14 protein-coding genes are annotated in these 15,937 nt (G+C 73.8%); 6 read left to right on the top strand and 8 right to left on the bottom strand.

The annotated features are described in order from the left end of the window. The first annotated feature begins 58 nt into the window (after nucleotides 1-58). Together ACH45N_RS25235 and ACH45N_RS25230 are read left to right on the top strand one after the other, a co-directional pair. Nucleotides 59-550 carry a DUF3515 domain-containing protein gene (locus ACH45N_RS25235; RefSeq protein ID WP_397398707.1) on the top strand — a complete coding sequence of 164 codons (492 nt, stop codon included), beginning with the start codon at nucleotides 59-61 and terminating at the stop codon, nucleotides 548-550. Then, nucleotides 547-1,326 (top strand): TetR/AcrR family transcriptional regulator, encoded by a 780-nt coding sequence (locus tag ACH45N_RS25230; RefSeq protein ID WP_397398706.1) that lies wholly within the window; start codon nucleotides 547-549, stop codon nucleotides 1,324-1,326. Before ACH45N_RS25235 ends, ACH45N_RS25230 begins: the two co-directional genes overlap by 4 nt. Before the next feature lie 13 nt (nucleotides 1,327-1,339). Here ACH45N_RS25230 and ACH45N_RS25225 read toward each other — a convergent pair whose 3' ends face one another. The 4 genes from ACH45N_RS25225 to ACH45N_RS25210 form a co-directional block, all read right to left on the bottom strand. Beyond that, the gene (locus tag ACH45N_RS25225; protein WP_397398705.1) at nucleotides 1,340-1,873 is read right to left on the bottom strand and encodes a hypothetical protein; all 534 of its coding nucleotides are present in this window, start codon (nucleotides 1,871-1,873) and stop codon (nucleotides 1,340-1,342) included. Between the two features lie 93 nt (nucleotides 1,874-1,966). Further along, nucleotides 1,967-3,148 (bottom strand): D-alanine--D-alanine ligase family protein, encoded by a 1,182-nt coding sequence (locus ACH45N_RS25220; protein WP_397398704.1) that lies wholly within the window; start codon nucleotides 3,146-3,148, stop codon nucleotides 1,967-1,969. A gap of 24 nt (nucleotides 3,149-3,172) precedes the next feature. After that, nucleotides 3,173-4,771: an AMP-binding protein gene (locus tag ACH45N_RS25215; RefSeq protein ID WP_397398703.1), complete on the bottom strand. Its 1,599-nt coding sequence runs from the start codon at nucleotides 4,769-4,771 to the stop codon at nucleotides 3,173-3,175. Between the two features lie 69 nt (nucleotides 4,772-4,840). Beyond that, complete coding sequence (locus tag ACH45N_RS25210; protein ID WP_397398702.1) at nucleotides 4,841-6,544, bottom strand: aldehyde dehydrogenase family protein; 1,704 nt, start codon at nucleotides 6,542-6,544, stop codon at nucleotides 4,841-4,843. Nucleotides 6,545-6,712: 168 nt separating this feature from the next. Here ACH45N_RS25210 and ACH45N_RS25205 point away from each other — a divergent pair, with 168 nt between their 5' ends. Together ACH45N_RS25205 and ACH45N_RS25200 are read left to right on the top strand one after the other, a co-directional pair. Next, on the top strand, nucleotides 6,713-7,987 hold the full coding sequence (locus ACH45N_RS25205) for a PucR family transcriptional regulator (RefSeq protein WP_397398701.1): 1,275 nt from the start codon (nucleotides 6,713-6,715) through the stop codon (nucleotides 7,985-7,987). 9 nt (nucleotides 7,988-7,996) lie between these two features. Then, nucleotides 7,997-9,172, top strand: a complete 1,176-nt coding sequence (locus ACH45N_RS25200; protein WP_397398700.1) for an acyl-CoA dehydrogenase family protein — start codon at nucleotides 7,997-7,999, stop codon at nucleotides 9,170-9,172. A gap of 164 nt (nucleotides 9,173-9,336) precedes the next feature. Here ACH45N_RS25200 and ACH45N_RS25195 read toward each other — a convergent pair whose 3' ends face one another. Beyond that, nucleotides 9,337-10,587 carry a trans-sulfuration enzyme family protein gene (locus ACH45N_RS25195; protein ID WP_397398699.1) on the bottom strand — a complete coding sequence of 417 codons (1,251 nt, stop codon included), beginning with the start codon at nucleotides 10,585-10,587 and terminating at the stop codon, nucleotides 9,337-9,339. A 117-nt stretch (nucleotides 10,588-10,704) separates the two neighbouring features. Continuing rightward, entirely contained in the window at nucleotides 10,705-12,027 is a 1,323-nt protein-coding gene (locus tag ACH45N_RS25190; RefSeq protein WP_397398698.1) for an MFS transporter, read from the bottom strand. An 83-nt stretch (nucleotides 12,028-12,110) separates the two neighbouring features. On the opposite strand from ACH45N_RS25190, the gene ACH45N_RS25185 reads away from it, so the two are divergent. Both ACH45N_RS25185 and ACH45N_RS25180 read left to right on the top strand, forming a co-directional pair. Continuing rightward, nucleotides 12,111-13,196, top strand: coding sequence for a GlxA family transcriptional regulator (locus ACH45N_RS25185; RefSeq protein ID WP_397398697.1), 1,086 nt, complete (start codon nucleotides 12,111-12,113; stop codon nucleotides 13,194-13,196). Between the two features lie 179 nt (nucleotides 13,197-13,375). Further along, nucleotides 13,376-14,098 carry a hypothetical protein gene (locus ACH45N_RS25180; protein WP_397398696.1) on the top strand — a complete coding sequence of 241 codons (723 nt, stop codon included), beginning with the start codon at nucleotides 13,376-13,378 and terminating at the stop codon, nucleotides 14,096-14,098. 10 nt (nucleotides 14,099-14,108) lie between these two features. Here ACH45N_RS25180 and ACH45N_RS25175 read toward each other — a convergent pair whose 3' ends face one another. Both ACH45N_RS25175 and ACH45N_RS25170 read right to left on the bottom strand, forming a co-directional pair. After that, nucleotides 14,109-15,158 (bottom strand): NAD(P)H-dependent glycerol-3-phosphate dehydrogenase, encoded by a 1,050-nt coding sequence (locus ACH45N_RS25175; protein WP_397398695.1) that lies wholly within the window; start codon nucleotides 15,156-15,158, stop codon nucleotides 14,109-14,111. Next, nucleotides 15,155-15,883: a lysophospholipid acyltransferase family protein gene (locus ACH45N_RS25170; protein WP_397398694.1), complete on the bottom strand. Its 729-nt coding sequence runs from the start codon at nucleotides 15,881-15,883 to the stop codon at nucleotides 15,155-15,157. Before ACH45N_RS25170 ends, ACH45N_RS25175 begins: the two co-directional genes overlap by 4 nt. Nucleotides 15,884-15,937: the final 54 nt, after the last annotated feature.

Genomic DNA, 15,937 nt, shown 5'->3' with positions numbered 1-15,937 from the left:
CGCGCACCCCGGGCGGGCGCCGGGGCGGGCACGCTCACCGGGCGGGTAACGTATCTCCGTGCTTCCCGCCCGAATCGTCACCCCCCGGACCGTCGCCGTGCTGGCCGCCGCCGCCCTCACCGCCGTGGCCCTGGGTGGCTGCGCGCGGACGATCGGGGTGGAGGTCGCGCCGGACGCCGCCGACCCGCTGTGCGCGGAGGTGCTGCTCGCCGTGCCCGACGAGCTCGGCGAGGACCTGCCCAAGGTGCCGACCGACGCGCAGGCCACGGCGGCCTGGGGCGAGCCGGGCGGCGCCGTCACGATGCGCTGCGGCGTGGAGCAGCTCGGCCCGTCCGGGGACTGCCAGCACGTGGACTCGGGCGACGGGACCACCGTCGACTGGATCGTCACGACCGACGACGAGGGCACCTGGTCGTTCGTCACCTACGGCCGCGACCCCGCGGTCGAGGTGATCGTCCCGCCCGCGGTCACCGACGACCACTCGACGTCGTTCATCGCCGACCTCGCCGGCGCGGTGTCCCAGGTACCTGCCACGAAGGAGTGTCGGTGAGCCCCGCCGTGCAAGAACGACCCACCACGGCGCAGCCTGCGACCGTGGACCCGGAACCGCCCGTCCAGTCCCGGCGGGAGCGCCTGCGTGACGAGCTGCACCGCGAGGTGCTCGACGCCGCCCGGCACCAGCTCGCGGGGCAGCACGGCCTGAGCAAGCTCACGATGGCCGCGATCGCCAAGGAGGTCGGCGTCACGCCGCCCGCGCTGTACCGGCACTTCGAGAACCGGCAGGACGTCATCGCGCAGCTCTGCGTGCTGATCGTCGAGGAGGTGCTGGACACGCTCGGCGCCGCCGTCGCGCGGCAGGAGCCCGGCGACGTCGCCGCCGCGCTCGTCGCCTCGACCCGGGCCTCGCTCGACTGGGCGGTCCGCAACCCGGCGGAGTTCGACCTGGTCATCGGCTCGGGCATCAGCGCAGAGCTGCCCGAGAGCCACGACCTCCAGCGCCGCATGGCGGAGATGATCGGCGGCCACTACGTTCCGCTGTTCCGCGAGCTGGCCGCCTCCGGCATCCCGCACCTGGCGGACGACGAGATCGACCCCGAGCTGGCCGGCCAGGTGCGCCGGTACCGCGACGCCGTGGGCGGGCGGGACCTGCCGCTCGGCGTCGCCCACCTGATGGTGACGAGCTGGCGGCAGGTGTACGGCCTGCAGTGCATGGCCGTGTACGGGCACCAGGAGTTCGCGTTCGGCGACCACGTGGCGCTGCACGAGGACCTCGTGTCCTCGCTGCTGGTGCGGTTCGGCCTGGACCCGCACCCCACGGTGCACTGAACCCCGGACGGGCTCAGCGCACCATCGAGTCCCGCCCCGCCTCCAACGTGTGCAGCGAGTCGGCGTTCGAGATGAGCTGGATGCTGCCGTGGTACGAGATCGACGGGTCCTTCATCGCCGCGCCCACCAGCTCGGCCAGCGCGGCGAGGTGCCGGGCGTCGTGCGCGCAGATGCGGTGCACGTGCTGGGAGGCCGTGACCATCTGCAGGGCGAACACCGGGTACTTCCAGATCGGCTTCCAGAACCCGGTGCGCTGCCAGGCCCGGGTCGCGGGCCACGCGAGGCCCGCGCAGGCGGTGGCGAAGGCGGCCTCCCACGGGATGTCGTCGGCCCCGGCCAGGCGGAGCAGCAGCAGGACCACCGCGGCGATGCAGAACGGGTAGGCCACCTGGTTGGCCCAGGCCCCGATGGGCTGCGGCTTGGCCACGCCGATCACCTCGACCCGCATCACGTTGCCGAGGGCGAAGGAGGTCAGCCCGATGCTGAGCACCCCGTTCGCCACCCGCACGTCACGCACCGCGTAGCTGTAGCGGGGCTCGCCCAGCATCCTGCCTCCTCGAGCGCCCTCGTCTCGAGCGCCATCGCACCAAGCACCACCGCCGGACGGTCCCGGCCCTGGTCAGAGGCAGAGTACAGGCGATCAGCGCAGGCCGGTGGGCCGTTCGAGGGCGAGCTGGATCAGCTCGTCGATCAGCTCCGGATAGGGCACGCCGGACGCGTCCCACATGCGCGGGTACATCGAGAACGGCGTGAAGCCCGGCATGGTGTTGATCTCGTTGACGACCACCTCGTCGTCGGGCGTGACGAACACGTCCACGCGGGACAGGCCCTCGGCGCCCACGGCCTCGAAGGTCCGCACGGCGATCTCCTGGACCTCCTTGATGACGTGGTCCGGCAGGTCGGCCGGGCAGGTGAGCTGCACCGCGGACTCGTCGAAGTACTTGGCCTCGTAGTCGTAGAAGCCGTTCTTGGTCTCGTCCGTGACCACGATCTCGCCCGGCAGGGACGCCCGCGGACGCTCCCCGCCGCGTCCGCCGAGCACCGCGCACTCGATCTCGCGGCCCACGATGCCGGCCTCGACGATCACCTTGGGATCGTGCCGGCGCGCCTCGGCCACGGCGGCGTCCAGCTCGTCCAGCGAGTCCACGCGGGAGACGCCGAGCGACGAGCCCGCGCGGGCCGGCTTGACGAACAGGGGCAGGCCCAGCGGCTCGATCGTCTGCAGCACGACGTCGCGCCGCTTGTCCCAGTCGCCCGGCTTGATGACGGCGTACGGGCCGATCGGGAGGCCGTGTCCGGCGAACACCATCTTCATGAAGTGCTTGTCCATGCCGACGGCGGACGCCAGCACCCCGGACCCGACGTACCGCGCGTCGGCGAGCTCCAGGAGGCCCTGGACGGTCCCGTCCTCGCCGTACGGGCCGTGCAGCAGCGGGAACACCACGTCGACGTCCGCCAGGGCGGACGGGACCTGGCCCGGCTCGAGCACGCGCAGCGCGGAGTCGCCCACGGTGAGCGGGAGCACCACCTCGGCGTCGGACGCCGGCACCTCGGCCGCCTTGCCGTCGGTGATCGCCCAGCGCTCGGGCTCGTCGGCCGCGATGACCCACTGCCCCTTCGGGGTGATGCCGACGGGCACGACCTCGTACTTCGAGCGGTCGATCGCGCCCATGACGCCGCCGGCGGTGGCGACGGAGATCCCGTGCTCGCCGGAGCGGCCGCCGAACAGGATCACGACGCGGGTCTTGCGGGCAGCGCCCGGCGTCGGCACGAGGTTCGTGGAATCCCCGGCGGAGGCTGGTTCAGGAGTGTGGTGCGACATCGCGCCCGACCCTACCGGACCCGGCTACCCCGCCGTGGCCCGCAGGTCCTTGCGCAGGATCTTGCCGGACGCCGACTTGGGCACCGCCTCGATGAACTCGACGGAGCGCACCTTCTTGTACGGGGCCACCTGCTCGGCGACGAACGCGATGACCTCGGCCTCGGTCAGCGACGCCCCGGCCACCGGCACGACGAACGCCTTCGGGATCTCGCCGGCCTCCTCGTCGGGCAACCCGATCACGGCGACGTCCGCGACCTGCGGGTGGGAGAGCAGCAGCGCCTCCAGCTCCGCGGGCGGCACCTGGTAGCCCTTGTACTTGATGAGCTCCTTGAGGCGGTCCACGACCTGGAACACGCCGCCGGAGTCGACCGTGACGATGTCTCCGGTGTGCAGGAACCCGTCCGGCTCCAACGTCTCGGCCGTCGCCTCGGGGTTGCCGAGGTAGCCGACCATCACGTTCGGGCCGCGGCACAGCAGCTCGCCGGGGCCGGAGACGCCGTCGGCGGGCTGCTCGATCTCCGTGCCCGTCGCCGGGTCGACGATCCTGGCCTCCATGCCCGCCACCAGCAGCCCCACCGACCCGGACGGGATGTCCGCGCGTTCGAACGGGATGACGTGCGAGACCGGCGACATCTCGGTCATGCCATAGCCCTGCAGCACCCGCACGTGCTCACCGAGCCGGTCGCGGACGGCGGCCGCGAGGCTCTCGCCGAACGGCGCGGCCCCCGAGAGCACGGCCCGCACGCTGGTCACGTCGTAGGAGTCGACCAGCGGGTGCTTCGCCAGCGCGAGCGCGATGGGCGGCGCCACGAACAGGAAGGTCGCCCGGTGCTCCTGGATCACGCCCAGGTACTGGGCCAGGTCGAACCGGGGCAGCGTGACGAGCCGGGCGCGGGTACGCAGGGCCAGGTTGAGCAGCACCGTCATGCCGTAGATGTGGAAGAACGGCAGCACGCAGGGCACCACGTCGTCCGCCCCGACGCCGATGGCCATGGACTGCGCCACGTTCGCCACGAGGTTGGTGTGCGTGAGCATCACGCCCTTGGGGCGGCCCGTCGTGCCGGAGGAGTACGGCAGCACGGCGAGGTGCGTCGCCGGGTCGAACGTCACGTCCGGGGCCGGGCGCGGGTCGGCCAGCAGGTCGGCGAGGGACGTGCGGCCCGCCCCCGTGTCCGGGCCTGCGTCGAGCACCACGACCTGGTCGTCGCCGAGGCCCGCGTCCCGGGCCCCGGCCTCCCCCGCTGAGAGCAGCGCCGAGACCGTGATCAGCAGCCGCGCGCCGGAGTCGGCGAGCTGCTTGGTGATCTCCGGCGCGCTGGACAGCGCGTTGACGGTGGTCACGGTGACACCGGCGCGCAGCAGGCCGTGGAACACCGTGACGTAGGCCGGGACGTTCGGCGCGTGCAGGGCGACGACGTCGCCCACCCCGAACCCGCGTGCCGCGACGGCCCCCGCCACCGCGTCGATCTGGTCCCGCAGGGCGCGGAACGTCGTGGCCGCCCCGCTGACGCCGTCGACCACCGCGACGCGCTCCAGCTCCGCGTCCGTGATCGTGCCGAACAGGTACTCGTACACGCTGACGGGCGGGATCTCCACGTCGGGCAGCGAGCTGCGGATCACCATCGTCGGTCTCCCTGGGTTCGTCAGGCGCGGAAGTCGTCAGGCGCGGAAGGTTCTCGGGCGCGGAAGTCGTCAGGCGCGGAACGCGGCGAGCAGGACCGGCACCAGCCGCTTCCACGACGGCGCTGCCGCGTAGCGGGTGAGCTGCCGACCCGTGTCCGTCACGCTCCGGGAACCACTGAACCACGGCGGCTTCGGAAAGAGCGAGAGCTCGCCGTGCAGCACGCTGCGCGGGAACGGTCGGAACGGCCCGGTCACCACGGTCCGCTCGGGTCCGGACAGCAGGTTCCCGTTGTGCACCACGTCGATCCCGGAGCCGACGTCGGCCACCGTGTGCCCCGGGAACGCGCCCCAGGTCGCGCCCGGCAGCAGGAAGCCCACACCGGTCCACGCGTTGATCGCGACGGTGCCGTAGCGCAGGTCTTCGATCGCGTCGTCGAACGCGGTGCCCATCGCCCGGCGGTCCTGAGGCCGCACCACCACGTTGGCGCCCAGGGTGCCGTACAGGGAGTCGTTGGCGAAGCCGACGGCGGCGCGCAGGAACTCGGCGCCCGTGCCCGGAAGCTGCGTCCACGCCAGCACGGGCGCGAAGTACTCGTCGGAGCACGCCGGGTCGCCCGCGGCCACCTCCGTCAGGATCCGGCCGGCCAGGTGCTCGGCGTCCGGGTGCGTGTCGTCGGCGCGGGCGACCTTGTCCGCCGTGCCGGGGTACCAGGGGTCGCGGGCGGGCATCCGCGCGAGCGCGGCGCGCAGCTCGGCGAGGAAGTCGTCCTTCTGCGGCCAGTCCGCCGACAGCACGACGACCTGGCCGGCGATGCAGTTGTGGCCCGCGTTGTGCAGCCGCATCGAGACCAGGTGCTCGGCCTGGAACCGCAGGTCGGCGGCACTCCACCGCCCGGGCACCACGATCATCGGCGCGACGCCGCCCAGCTCGCTCGTGATCGGCACCTTGAGCCGCGGGTCGTCCGCGGCCCGGCGCAGCTCGGCCTCGTCACCGGTGCCCCACACGATCGCGTCGTGCGTCGCGGCGGAGCCGGTGATGTGCACCTTGTCGATGCCGGGGTGCCGCGTCAGGTAGGCCCCGACGGCGCCGTCCCCGGTGACGACCCGGACCACGCCGACCTCGATCAGCGGCGCGAGTGCCCGGCGGTACACGTCGAGCAGCGCGCCGAAGGTGGGGTTGAGCTTCACGATGGAGGCGCGGTTGTGCGCCACGAGCTCGTAGAACGCGTCCAGCGGGGCGATCGACGAGATGTTGCCGGCCCCCAGCACGAGCCCGACCCCGCCGTACTCGCCGACCTTCCCGGCGCCCAGCCCCGCCTCGGTGCGCACCTGGTGCCCGCTCACGCCCGGCGGCATCCAGACCTCGGCCCGGAACCCGTTGAACAGCACCCACTCCTGGGCGTTGCGCGGGAGCACCCGGACCGCCACGCGGCCGCCCGGGGCGGCTCCGATCCGCAGGCCCTCGGCCGGCGACCGGCCGGCCGCGAGCGCCTCGTACGAGCGCGCGTACGACGCGGCGCTCTCCAGCGCCCCGTACGGTCCGGTCATCCACTCCTCGCCCGCGTACGGCGCGGACGGGTCGACGTGCTTGACCCGGGCGGCGACGGTGGCCCACTCGTGGGCGACGTCGACGACCGCGGCGTGGACCTGCCGGAACAGCGCCGCCCGCTCCGCGACGGGCAGCTGCGCCCAACGCTCGGCGCCGACCTTGAGCTCGTCGACCGCCTGGTCGAGCTCGCGCTCGGTGGTGGCCTGCGCGTCCGTCACGCTCATCCGCTGTCTCCTTCGACCGCACTCTGCCTGCTCGACCGACGCGCCGGTCCTCGCTGACCGGCGCTCCAATAGCCTAGGGGTCGGAGCCGGTCCAGGGCGAGACCCCGTCGCTCCTTTACATTTCGACCTTCGATGCACAACGGGGACGCCGCGGCTAGGCTGCCTGGCATGTCGGACATCGCCGCGACTGGGCGTCATGACCTCCGCGACGCCCTGGATCTGCTGAGCGAACAGGTGGCCGACGGCATCCTGCACGCCGAGCCGGTGTACAGCGAGACCCGGCTCCCCGCCGCCGTCGTGCAGCCGCTGGTCCGGGCGAACGTCGCGGAGATCCTCACCGCCCTCGCCGGTGAGACCTCGTCGCTCGCACCCGCCCGGGAGACCGGCCGGGTCACGGCCGCCGAGGGCATCCAGCTCGACCTGCTCCAGGACGCCTACCGGCTCGCCGGGCTGCGCATCTGGGAGGAGCTCGCCCGGCGGCTGCGCCACCAGTCCGACACCGGCGCGCTGCTGCGCGCGTCCTCCCGGGTCTGGTCCGCGATCGACCGCTCGTCGAACGTCGCGGTCCGGAGTCACCTGGAGGCCGCGGCGGGCTTCGGCGAGAGCATGGCCCGCACCGAGCTGCTGCGCGGGATCCTGACCGGCGCCGTCCAGGACCTGGAGACCGCGCGGCGCGCCCTCGGGCTGCCCGCCGACGTGATGCTGGTGGTCGCGGTCACGGCGCAGGGTCCGGCGTCGGGCGGGGTGCCGGGTTCGATGGCGGGTTCGACGGCGGGTGCGGCGCGGGGTGCGCGGTCCGGCACGTCGCCGGCCGCGGCGTCCGACCCCGACCGGGTGACCACCCGGTGGCTGATCCACGAGGGCGACCGCCTCACGCTCGTGGCCGCCCCCACCTCCCCGGACGCCCAGGAGGCGCTGGCCGGCCTCGCCGCGGGTACCCGGACCGGCGCGAGCCGGCCGTTCACCAGCCTCGCCGACGCGCCCGCCGCCCTGGCCCAGGCCCGCACCGCGGTGCGGTCCCTGTCCCCGGGCCAGGCCGGGCTCTCCTGCTTCGGCGACCGTCCGCTCGACGCGCTCCTGGCCGCCGACGACGAGCGCGCCGGTGAGCTCGCCCTGGCCGTCCTCGGCGGGCTCCGCGAGCGCGACCCCCGGGACGAGGAGCTGCTGCTCGCGACCGTCGAGGCGTGGTTCGAGCACGGCGGGTCCGGCACGCGGGCCGCCGCGGCGCTGCACTGCCACCGCAACACGGTGCTCAACCGGCTGGCGCGGGTCGCCGACCTGACCGGCCGCGACGTCAACGATCCGCGGGCTGCCGCCGAGCTCTACGCGGCCGTGCGCGCGCGTCGGCTGCAACCCACCGTTCTCGGCACAATTCACCCTGCGGCGATACTCACCGCACTTCCAGCCGAAAACCAGCACCGCCCCGGCCCCTCCCAGGGTTAGCCTCGTGACGTGACCGATCTCCTGTCCGCTGAGCTGCTTGCCGACATTCGCGAACGTGCCGCCGACTACGACCGGGACAACGCCTTCTTCGCCGAGGACCTCGCCGACCTCCAGGCGTCCGGCTACCTCGGCGCGATGGTCCCCACGGCCTTCGGCGGCGCCGGGCTCACGCTGCAGGAGACCGCCCACGAGCAGGCCCGCCTGGCCGCGCACGCGCCGGCGACGGCGCTGGCCGTGAACATGCACCACGTCTGGGTCGGCGTGGGCCGCTACCTGCACGAGCGCGGCGACTCGTCGCTGGACTGGCTGCTGCGGGAGGCGGCGTCGGGCGAGGTGTTCGGCTTCGGCTACTCCGAGCCGGGCAACGACCTGGTGCTGCTCGGCTCGCGCACGGAGGCCCGGCCCGACGGCTCGGGCGGCTACACGTTCCACGGCCGGAAGATCTTCACGTCCAACTCCCCCGCCTGGACGCGGCTGGGCGTGCTCGGCCTCGAGAAGTCCGGCGGGCTGCGCGGTCGCAACGGCGCGCCGCGCCTGGTGCACGCCTTCGTCACCCGCGAGGGCGGCGGGTTCACGATCCTCGACGACTGGGACACCCTCGGTATGCGCGCCTCCCAGTCGCGCTCCACGCTGCTCGACGGCGCCCACGCGCCCGCCGACCGCGTGCTGCGCCTGCTGCCGCCGGGTCCGTCGCTGGACCCGTACGTGCTGGGCATCTTCACGTCGTTCGAGGTGCTGCTCTCGTCGGTGTACGCGGGGATCGCGGACCGGGCGCTGGAGCTCGCGGTCGAGACCGTGCACAGGCGCACGTCGATGAAGACCGGCAAGACCTACGCGCAGGACCCCGACGTCCGGCGCCGCATCGCCGACATGGCGCTCGCCCAGGACAGCGTCTGGCTGCAGATCGACGGGATCACCCGGGACCTCGACGCGTCGGCGGCGGACCCCACGCTGGACCGCGGCGCGGGCTGGTTCCGGGCGACGGCCGGGCTCAAGGTGCGCGTCACCGAGGCGGCGCGCGACGTCGTCGACCAGGCCGTGCGGGTCTCCGGCGGCTCCACGTACTTCACCGGCTCGGAGCTGGGCCGCCTGTACCGGGACGTCCTGGCGGGCATCTTCCACCCGTCCAGCGACGACGCCGCCCACGGCACGGTCGCCCAGTCCCTCCTCGGCCCGCTGGAGTAACCCCGCCGCACCACCCACCTGACTCACCAAGCCAACCCTGCCGAGTCAGTCGGGTGGTCCGACCACCTGGCTGACTCGGCGTGGCAACCCTGCCGAGTCAGTCGGGTGGTCCGACCAGCCACCTGACTCGGCGGGCCGTCGTCAGCAGGTTGGTCGGCGGTGGGTCAGGCGCGGAGCGCCGCGTCCAGGTCGCGCCAGAGGTCCTCGACGTCCTCGATGCCGACCGACAGGCGCAGCAGGTCCTCGGGGACGGTGTGCGCCTCGGTGCCCCACCGGCGGCGGCGCTCCAGCATGGACTCCACGCCGCCGAGCGAGGTCGCGGGCAGCCACAGTCCGACGGCGTCCACGACGGCGTCCGCCCGTTCGACCGGGCCGACGCCGGCGCGCGGCGCGGGCCGGACGCCGAGGATCGCGCCGAACCCGTTCATCTGCGCCTTCGCGCGGTCGTGCCCCGGGTCGCCGGGCAGCGAGGGGTGCCGCACCTCGGCCACGTCCGGGTGCTCCGCGAGCCGGCGGGCCAGCTCGGCGGCCGTCGCCTGGGCGCGCTCGAAGCGCAGGGCGAGGGTGCGCAGGCCGCGCAGCGCCAGCCACACCTCGAACGGGCCGGCGATGGAGCCGTGCAGCGTGCGGTGCTCGCGCAGGGTGGCGGCCAGGGCGGCGTCGCGCGTCACGAGCGCGCCCAGCACGACGTCGGAGTGTCCCGCCAGGTACTTGGTCACGGAGTGCAGCACGATGTCGGCGCCCTGCTCCAGCGGGTTCTGGCCCAGCGGCGTCGCGAACGTGTTGTCCACGACCGAGCGCACCCCGGCGACCCGGGCCGCGGCGAGCACGGCGGGCAGGTCCGCGACCTCCAGCATGGGATTGGTGGGCGACTCGGCCAGGAACAGGTCGGCGCCGTCGAGCGCCGCGACCACGGCCTCCGTGTCCGCGATGTCGACGTACCGCAGCGTCACGCCGTGCCGCTCGGAGATCTGCCGTGCCAGCACCATGCCCGCCTGGTAGGCGTGCCGCGGCAGCACGAGCGTGCCGCCGTCGGGCACCAGGGAGAAGACGGCGGCGATCGCCGCCATGCCAGAACCGAACACGATGCCCTCGCCGGGCACCCCCGCGCCCGCCTCCAGCGCGGCCAGCGCCGTCTCGAACGGGTGCCACGCGTCGTTGTCGCCGCGCGCGTACGAGAGCTCGCCGGAGGTGACCACGCCGCGCGACACGTACGTCGAGTTCAGCGGCACGGACGGGTTGATGTGCCCGCCCTGCTCGCGCGCCGGACGTCCGGCGGCGACGACGAGGGTGGCGGGGGCGAGCGCGCTCGGCCCGGTGTGCTGCGCGGCGCCGTGCTCTGTGGCGTCGTGCTGCGGGGCGCCGTGCTGCGCCGCGCCGTGCTGCGTATCGGGATGCTCAGGGGTGGTGCTCATGGTCGGGAGAATACGACCGCCCCGCGGACGGCGCCCCGCTCGTCCGCAGGACGACCTGTCAGACCCGGGTGCCGTCACCAGGGCGACCGGTCGGACCCACAGGCCACCCCCGGTGACCTACGCGGCCGGCACGTCCGGGGCGGTCTGCCGCACCCGGCGGATCACCATGGACATCAGCGCGGCGCCCGCGCACAGCGCGCCCGCGCCGTACCAGACGGCGTCGTACGAGCCCGTCATGTCCCGCACCAGGCCGCCCGCGAAGGCCACCACACCGGCCCCGACCTGGTGCGACGCGAGCACCCAGCCGAACACGATCGGCGCGTCCTCGCCGTAGAACTCGCGGCACAGGGCGAGGGTCGGCGGCACGGTCGCCACCCAGTCCAGCCCGTAGAACACGATGAAGAACAGCATCGGCATCTCGACGTGCGGGGCCATGAGCGACGGCAGGAACAGCAGCGCGACGCCGCGCAGCGTGTAGTAGACGCCCAGCAGCACGCGCGGCGAGAACCGGTCGGTGAGCCAGCCCGACCCGATGGTGCCGATCACGTCGACCACCCCGATCACGGCGAGCAGGCTCGCGGCGACCGTGATCGGCATGCCGTGGTCGTGCGCGCCGGGCACGAAGTGGGTGCGGACCAGCCCGTTCGTCGTCGCACCGCAGATCGCGAACGCCCCGGCGAGCAGCCAGAACGGGCCGGTGCGCGCGGCGTCGAACAGGGCGGTGACGGCACGCCGGGCCGCGCCGCGCGTCGCCGGGGGCTTGGGCGCGTAGGTGCCGCCGTAGGGCGCGAGGCCCATGTCCGCGGGGTGGTCGCGCAGCAGGAACAGCACGAGCGGGATGGCCACGAGCGAGGCGATGGCCACCGTGACCGACGCCGGGCGCCAGCCCTGGTTCTCGACGATCCACGCGAGCAGGGGCAGGAAGACGAGCTGGCCCGACGCCGTCGCCGCCGTCAGCACGCCGCTGACCAGGCCGCGCCGCGCCACGAACCAGCGCCCCGTCACGGTGGCCGTGAACGCGAGCGCCATGCTGCCGCTGCCCACGCCGACCAGGAGCCCCCAGCCGAGCACGAACTGCCAGGGCTCCGACATCCACACGGTCGACAGGGCGCCGCCCGTGATCACCACGAGCGCCACGGAGACCACGGGGCGCATGCCGAACCGGTCCATGAGGGAGGCGGCGAACGGCGCCGTGAGCCCGTAGAGCACCGACTGCAGGCCGACGGCGAACCCGATGGTGGCGCGCGACCAGCCGAGCTCCGCGTTGAGCGGGTCCACGAAGAGGCCGGGCGCGGCGGTGAAGGCCGCGGCGCACATGACGGTCACGAAGCTGACCAGCGCGACCCACCAGGCGGGGTGGATGCGCGGCGCCCGACGCGGGGCGTCCGGGGTCTGCGATGCGTTCTGGCCCGCCGGCACGGGGACGTCTGTCTGGGTCACGGGATCAGCATGCTGGGAGGCGGCGGCGAGAAACAGTGGCCCGAAGGACACACATCGCTGGATTCGGGCCATATGATCGGGAGATGGCCACGAGCACCGCTCCTCCGGCGCAGACGTCCCCGGCGTCCCCGACCCCGCGCCGGCACCGCGTCGCCGTCCTGATCCGGCCGGGCTTCATCCCGTTCGAGCTCGGCATCCCGCACCGGATCTTCGGCATCGCGCGCGACGCCGAGCACCGGCCCCTGTACGAGGTGGTGACCTGCACGCCCGGCGGCCCCGGCCTGGTGCGCTCGGACTCCGACGTGCTGGTCCAGGTGGAGCACGGGCCCGAGGCGCTGGAGACGGCGGACACCGTGGTCGTGCCGGCGTCGCACACCTCCGGGCCGGACGGCACGGACCCGGCCGCCGGCGAACCGCGGCTCGAGCCCGAGCTGGCCGCGGCGCTCGCCCGGATCAGGCCCGGCACCCGGCTCATGTCGATCTGCACGGGCGCCTTCGTGCTCGCGGCGGCGGGCCTGCTCGACGGCCGCCCGGCCACGACCCACTGGCTGGAGAGCGACCGCTTCCGGCAGCTCTACCCGCGCGTGCAGCTCGACCCGGACGTCCTGTACACCGACGACGGCGACGTGCTGACCTCGGCCGGCGTCGCCTCCGGCGTCGACCTGTGCCTGCACGTCGTGCGCCGCGACCACGGCACGGCGATCGCGCAGGACGTCGCACGCCGCACCGTGGTGCCCCCGCACCGCGACGGCGGCCAGGCGCAGTTCATCAGGCGCCCGGTGGTCGCGGGGCACGTCGCCGGCCCGGGGGCGGACGGCGTTCCCGGCGACCACCGGGCCCCCGGCGCGGGCACGGCCGCGACCCGGGCCTGGGCGCTGGACCGGCTGGACGAGCCGCTGACGCTGGCCGCGATGGCCCGGCACGCCGCGATGTCGGTCCGCACCTTCACGCGCCGGTTCCGGGACGAGACCGGCGAGAGCCCCGCCCAGTGGCTCACCCGGCAGCGTGTCGAGCACGCCCGCACGCTGCTCGAGACCACGGTGCTGCCGGTCGAGCAGGTCGCCCGGCGCTGCGGCTTCGGCACCGCCCAGTCGCTGCGCGCGCACGTGCAGGCGGCACTCGGCGTGACGCCGTCGGCGTACCGGCGCACGTTCCGCCGGGCGGCGTGACGGCACACGCTGGTCGACCGGCTACCACGGCTCGACCAGCGACGACGGGGTCAGGACTCCGGGACCGGGTACGGGGAAGGCGGCGGTGACGCCGATCTTGCCGTACTCCGTCGCGGAGGCGTCGACGTCGTCCTCCCCGTTGGCGTTCCCGGCGGCGCCCCAGGCCCTACGCTGAGCACATGGGACGAGCCGGACACCGCACAACCCTGCTGGTCGCCGCCTGCACGGCGCTGCTGCTGGCCGGGTGCACGGGCGCGCAGGGCACGAACGGTCCGGAGCTCAGCAACACCAGCCCCGTGCCGGTCGCCCCGGACTCCGACGCGGACCCGACGTCGTCGCCGTCGTCGAGCGGGTCAGGCGACGCAGGGTCAGGCGACGACACGTCAGCCGACGACGGGGACGACGCCCCTGAGCCGAGCGCCTCCGCGACCGAGACCGAGTCCGGCCCGGCCTTCCCGGCGGACACGAAGCCCGACACCGCGGAGCCCGCCGGGGAGGGCGAGACGTTCCTGAGCGTCACCGACGTGCGCGTCGCCGCGCACGACGGCTACGACCGCGTCGTGTTCGACCTCGACGGCACGGGCAGCGGCACGCCCGGCTGGCGTGTGGAGTACGTGGACCAGGCGTCCGACGACGGCTCGGGCGACGCCGTCACCGTGGACGGCGACGCGATCCTGCGGGTGTCGCTGTCCGGCACCGCCACCCCGATGGACAGCGGCGTCGACGAGTTCTCGGGCGACCGCATCGAGCCCGACGGCACCGAGTCGGTCGAGGAGATCGTGTACCGCTACTGGTTCGAGGGGTACACGACGGCGTTCATCGGCGTGGACGACGGCGAGCGGCCGTTCCGCGTCTTCCTCCTGGAGGACCCGATGCGCGTCGTGGTGGACGTGCGGCACTGACCGCCCGGGGTCAGCCCGCGACCTCGGACTTCTGCGGCCGGGCGAGCAGCGTCGCCGCGAGGTCGGACAGCGGCAGGTTGCCGGCCAGCACCTCGACGACGCCGGCCGTGATCGGCATCTCGACGTCGTGCGCCCGCGCGAGCTCCAGCACCGACTGCGACGACTTCACGCCCTCGGCCGTGCCGCCCGTGGCCTTGATCGCCTCGGCGAGCGTGAGCCCCTCGCCCACGTGCTTGCCGAGCCGGTGGTTGCGCGACAGCGGCGACGCGCACGTCGCCGTCAGGTCGCCCATGCCGGCCAGGCCCGCGAACGTGGCGGCGTCGGCCCCGAGCGCGAGGCCCAGGCGCGTGATCTCGACCAGGCCGCGGGTGATCAGCGTCGCGATGGTGTTCCAGCCGAAACCCTGGCCCTGGGCCATGCCGGCGGCCAGGGCGATGATGTTCTTCACCGCGCCGCACAGCTCGACGCCCACGACGTCCGTGTTCGTGTAGGGCCGGAAGTACCCGGTCCAGCACGCCGCCGCCACGAGCTGGGCCGTGGCCTCGCTGCGCGAGGCGACCACGGTCGCCGTCGGCTGCCGCTCGGCGATCTCGGGCGCCAGGTTGGGGCCGGAGACGATGGCGACCCGCTCGTCCGGAAGGTCGAGCACCTCGGCGATGACCTGGCTCATGCGCTTGTCGGTGCCGAGCTCGACGCCCTTCATCAGGGAGACGACGACGGCACCCGGCGCGGCGACGTCGTGCACCAGGTCCTTCATCGACTCCAGCGTGGCGCGGGCGACCTGCGACGGCACCGACACGACCACGATGGCGGCGCCCGCCAGGGCGACCGCCGGGTCGGTCGTGCCGTGCATCGGCGGCAGCTGCACGCCCGGCAGGTACTTCTCGTTGCGGTGCGTCGTCTCGACGGCGTCGAGCACCGCGGCGTCGCGACCCCAGAGGGTGACGTCGCACCCGGCGTCGGCCAGGACCATCGCGAACGTGGTGCCCATCGAGCCCGCGCCGAGCACGGCGACCCTGGGCTGGTTCGGGGCGCCCTGCGCTCCTGCTGCCGCGCTCACGGGCGCTCCACCGGGGGATAGGTCGTCATCTTGGCCTCGTAGTCGGGGTGCTTGCGGAGGTCGAAGCGCGGCTTGGGGGCCACCTCGCCGCGGATCTGCTCCAGCTCGGCGGTGATGGCGTCCATGATGCGGCTCGTGGCCTCACGCAGGGTGGCGGTGTCCTGGGGCCGGTCGTACAGGTCGCTCAGGTCCACGGGCGGGCCGGTCTGGATGGTCACCTTCTTGCGCGGGAACGGCTTGAGCACCCGGCTGTACCGGCCGAGGATCTCGGTGACGCCCCACTGCGCGACGGGCAGCACCGGCAGGCGCGTCGTCAGCGCGATGCGGGCCACGCCCGTCTTGCCCTCCATCGGCCAGTAGTCGGGGTCCCGCGTCAGGGTGCCCTCCGGCAGGATCGCGACGCAGGCGCCGTCGCCGAGCTGGCTCGCGGCGTCCTTCAGCGACTCGGCGGACTTCGTGGAGTCCCGGTCCACCGGGATCATCTTGGTGCCCCGCAGGGCCCATCCCGTCAGCGGCGAGTCGAACAGGCCGCGCTTGGCCAGGATGCGCGGCTCGCGGCCCATGTCGAAGAGGTAGTGCGCCAGCGTCAGCGCGTCGAGCTCGGTGACGTGGTTGGCCGCGGCGATGAACCCGCCCTTGGCCGGGAAGTTCTCCCCGCCCTTCCACTCGTACTTGCACAGCGCGAACATGAGGTTCCGCACGATGAACGCGACGAAGCGATACATGCGTGACTCAGGGCGTGGGATGGACACGGCCGAAAGGATACTCGGCCAAACTCC

Source organism: Promicromonospora sp. NPDC019610 (genome assembly GCF_044389365.1).
Lineage (GTDB): Bacteria > Actinomycetota > Actinomycetes > Actinomycetales > Cellulomonadaceae > Promicromonospora.
Note: the sequence above shows the minus strand (reverse complement) of the source record. Positions and strands in the feature narration are given on the sequence as shown.

Coding starts and splice junctions, on each gene's coding strand:
- ACH45N_RS25225 (WP_397398705.1), bottom strand. CDS start 1,873: ATGCTGGGCGAGCCCCGCTACAGCTACGCGGTGCGTGACGTGCGGGTG.
- ACH45N_RS25220 (WP_397398704.1), bottom strand. CDS start 3,148: ATGTCGCACCACACTCCTGAACCAGCCTCCGCCGGGGATTCCACGAAC.
- ACH45N_RS25215 (WP_397398703.1), bottom strand. CDS start 4,771: ATGGTGATCCGCAGCTCGCTGCCCGACGTGGAGATCCCGCCCGTCAGC.
- ACH45N_RS25210 (WP_397398702.1), bottom strand. CDS start 6,544: ATGAGCGTGACGGACGCGCAGGCCACCACCGAGCGCGAGCTCGACCAG.
- ACH45N_RS25205 (WP_397398701.1), top strand. CDS start 6,713: ATGTCGGACATCGCCGCGACTGGGCGTCATGACCTCCGCGACGCCCTG.
- ACH45N_RS25195 (WP_397398699.1), bottom strand. CDS start 10,587: ATGAGCACCACCCCTGAGCATCCCGATACGCAGCACGGCGCGGCGCAG.
- ACH45N_RS25185 (WP_397398697.1), top strand. CDS start 12,111: ATGGCCACGAGCACCGCTCCTCCGGCGCAGACGTCCCCGGCGTCCCCG.
- ACH45N_RS25180 (WP_397398696.1), top strand. CDS start 13,376: ATGGGACGAGCCGGACACCGCACAACCCTGCTGGTCGCCGCCTGCACG.
- ACH45N_RS25170 (WP_397398694.1), bottom strand. CDS start 15,883: ATGTATCGCTTCGTCGCGTTCATCGTGCGGAACCTCATGTTCGCGCTG.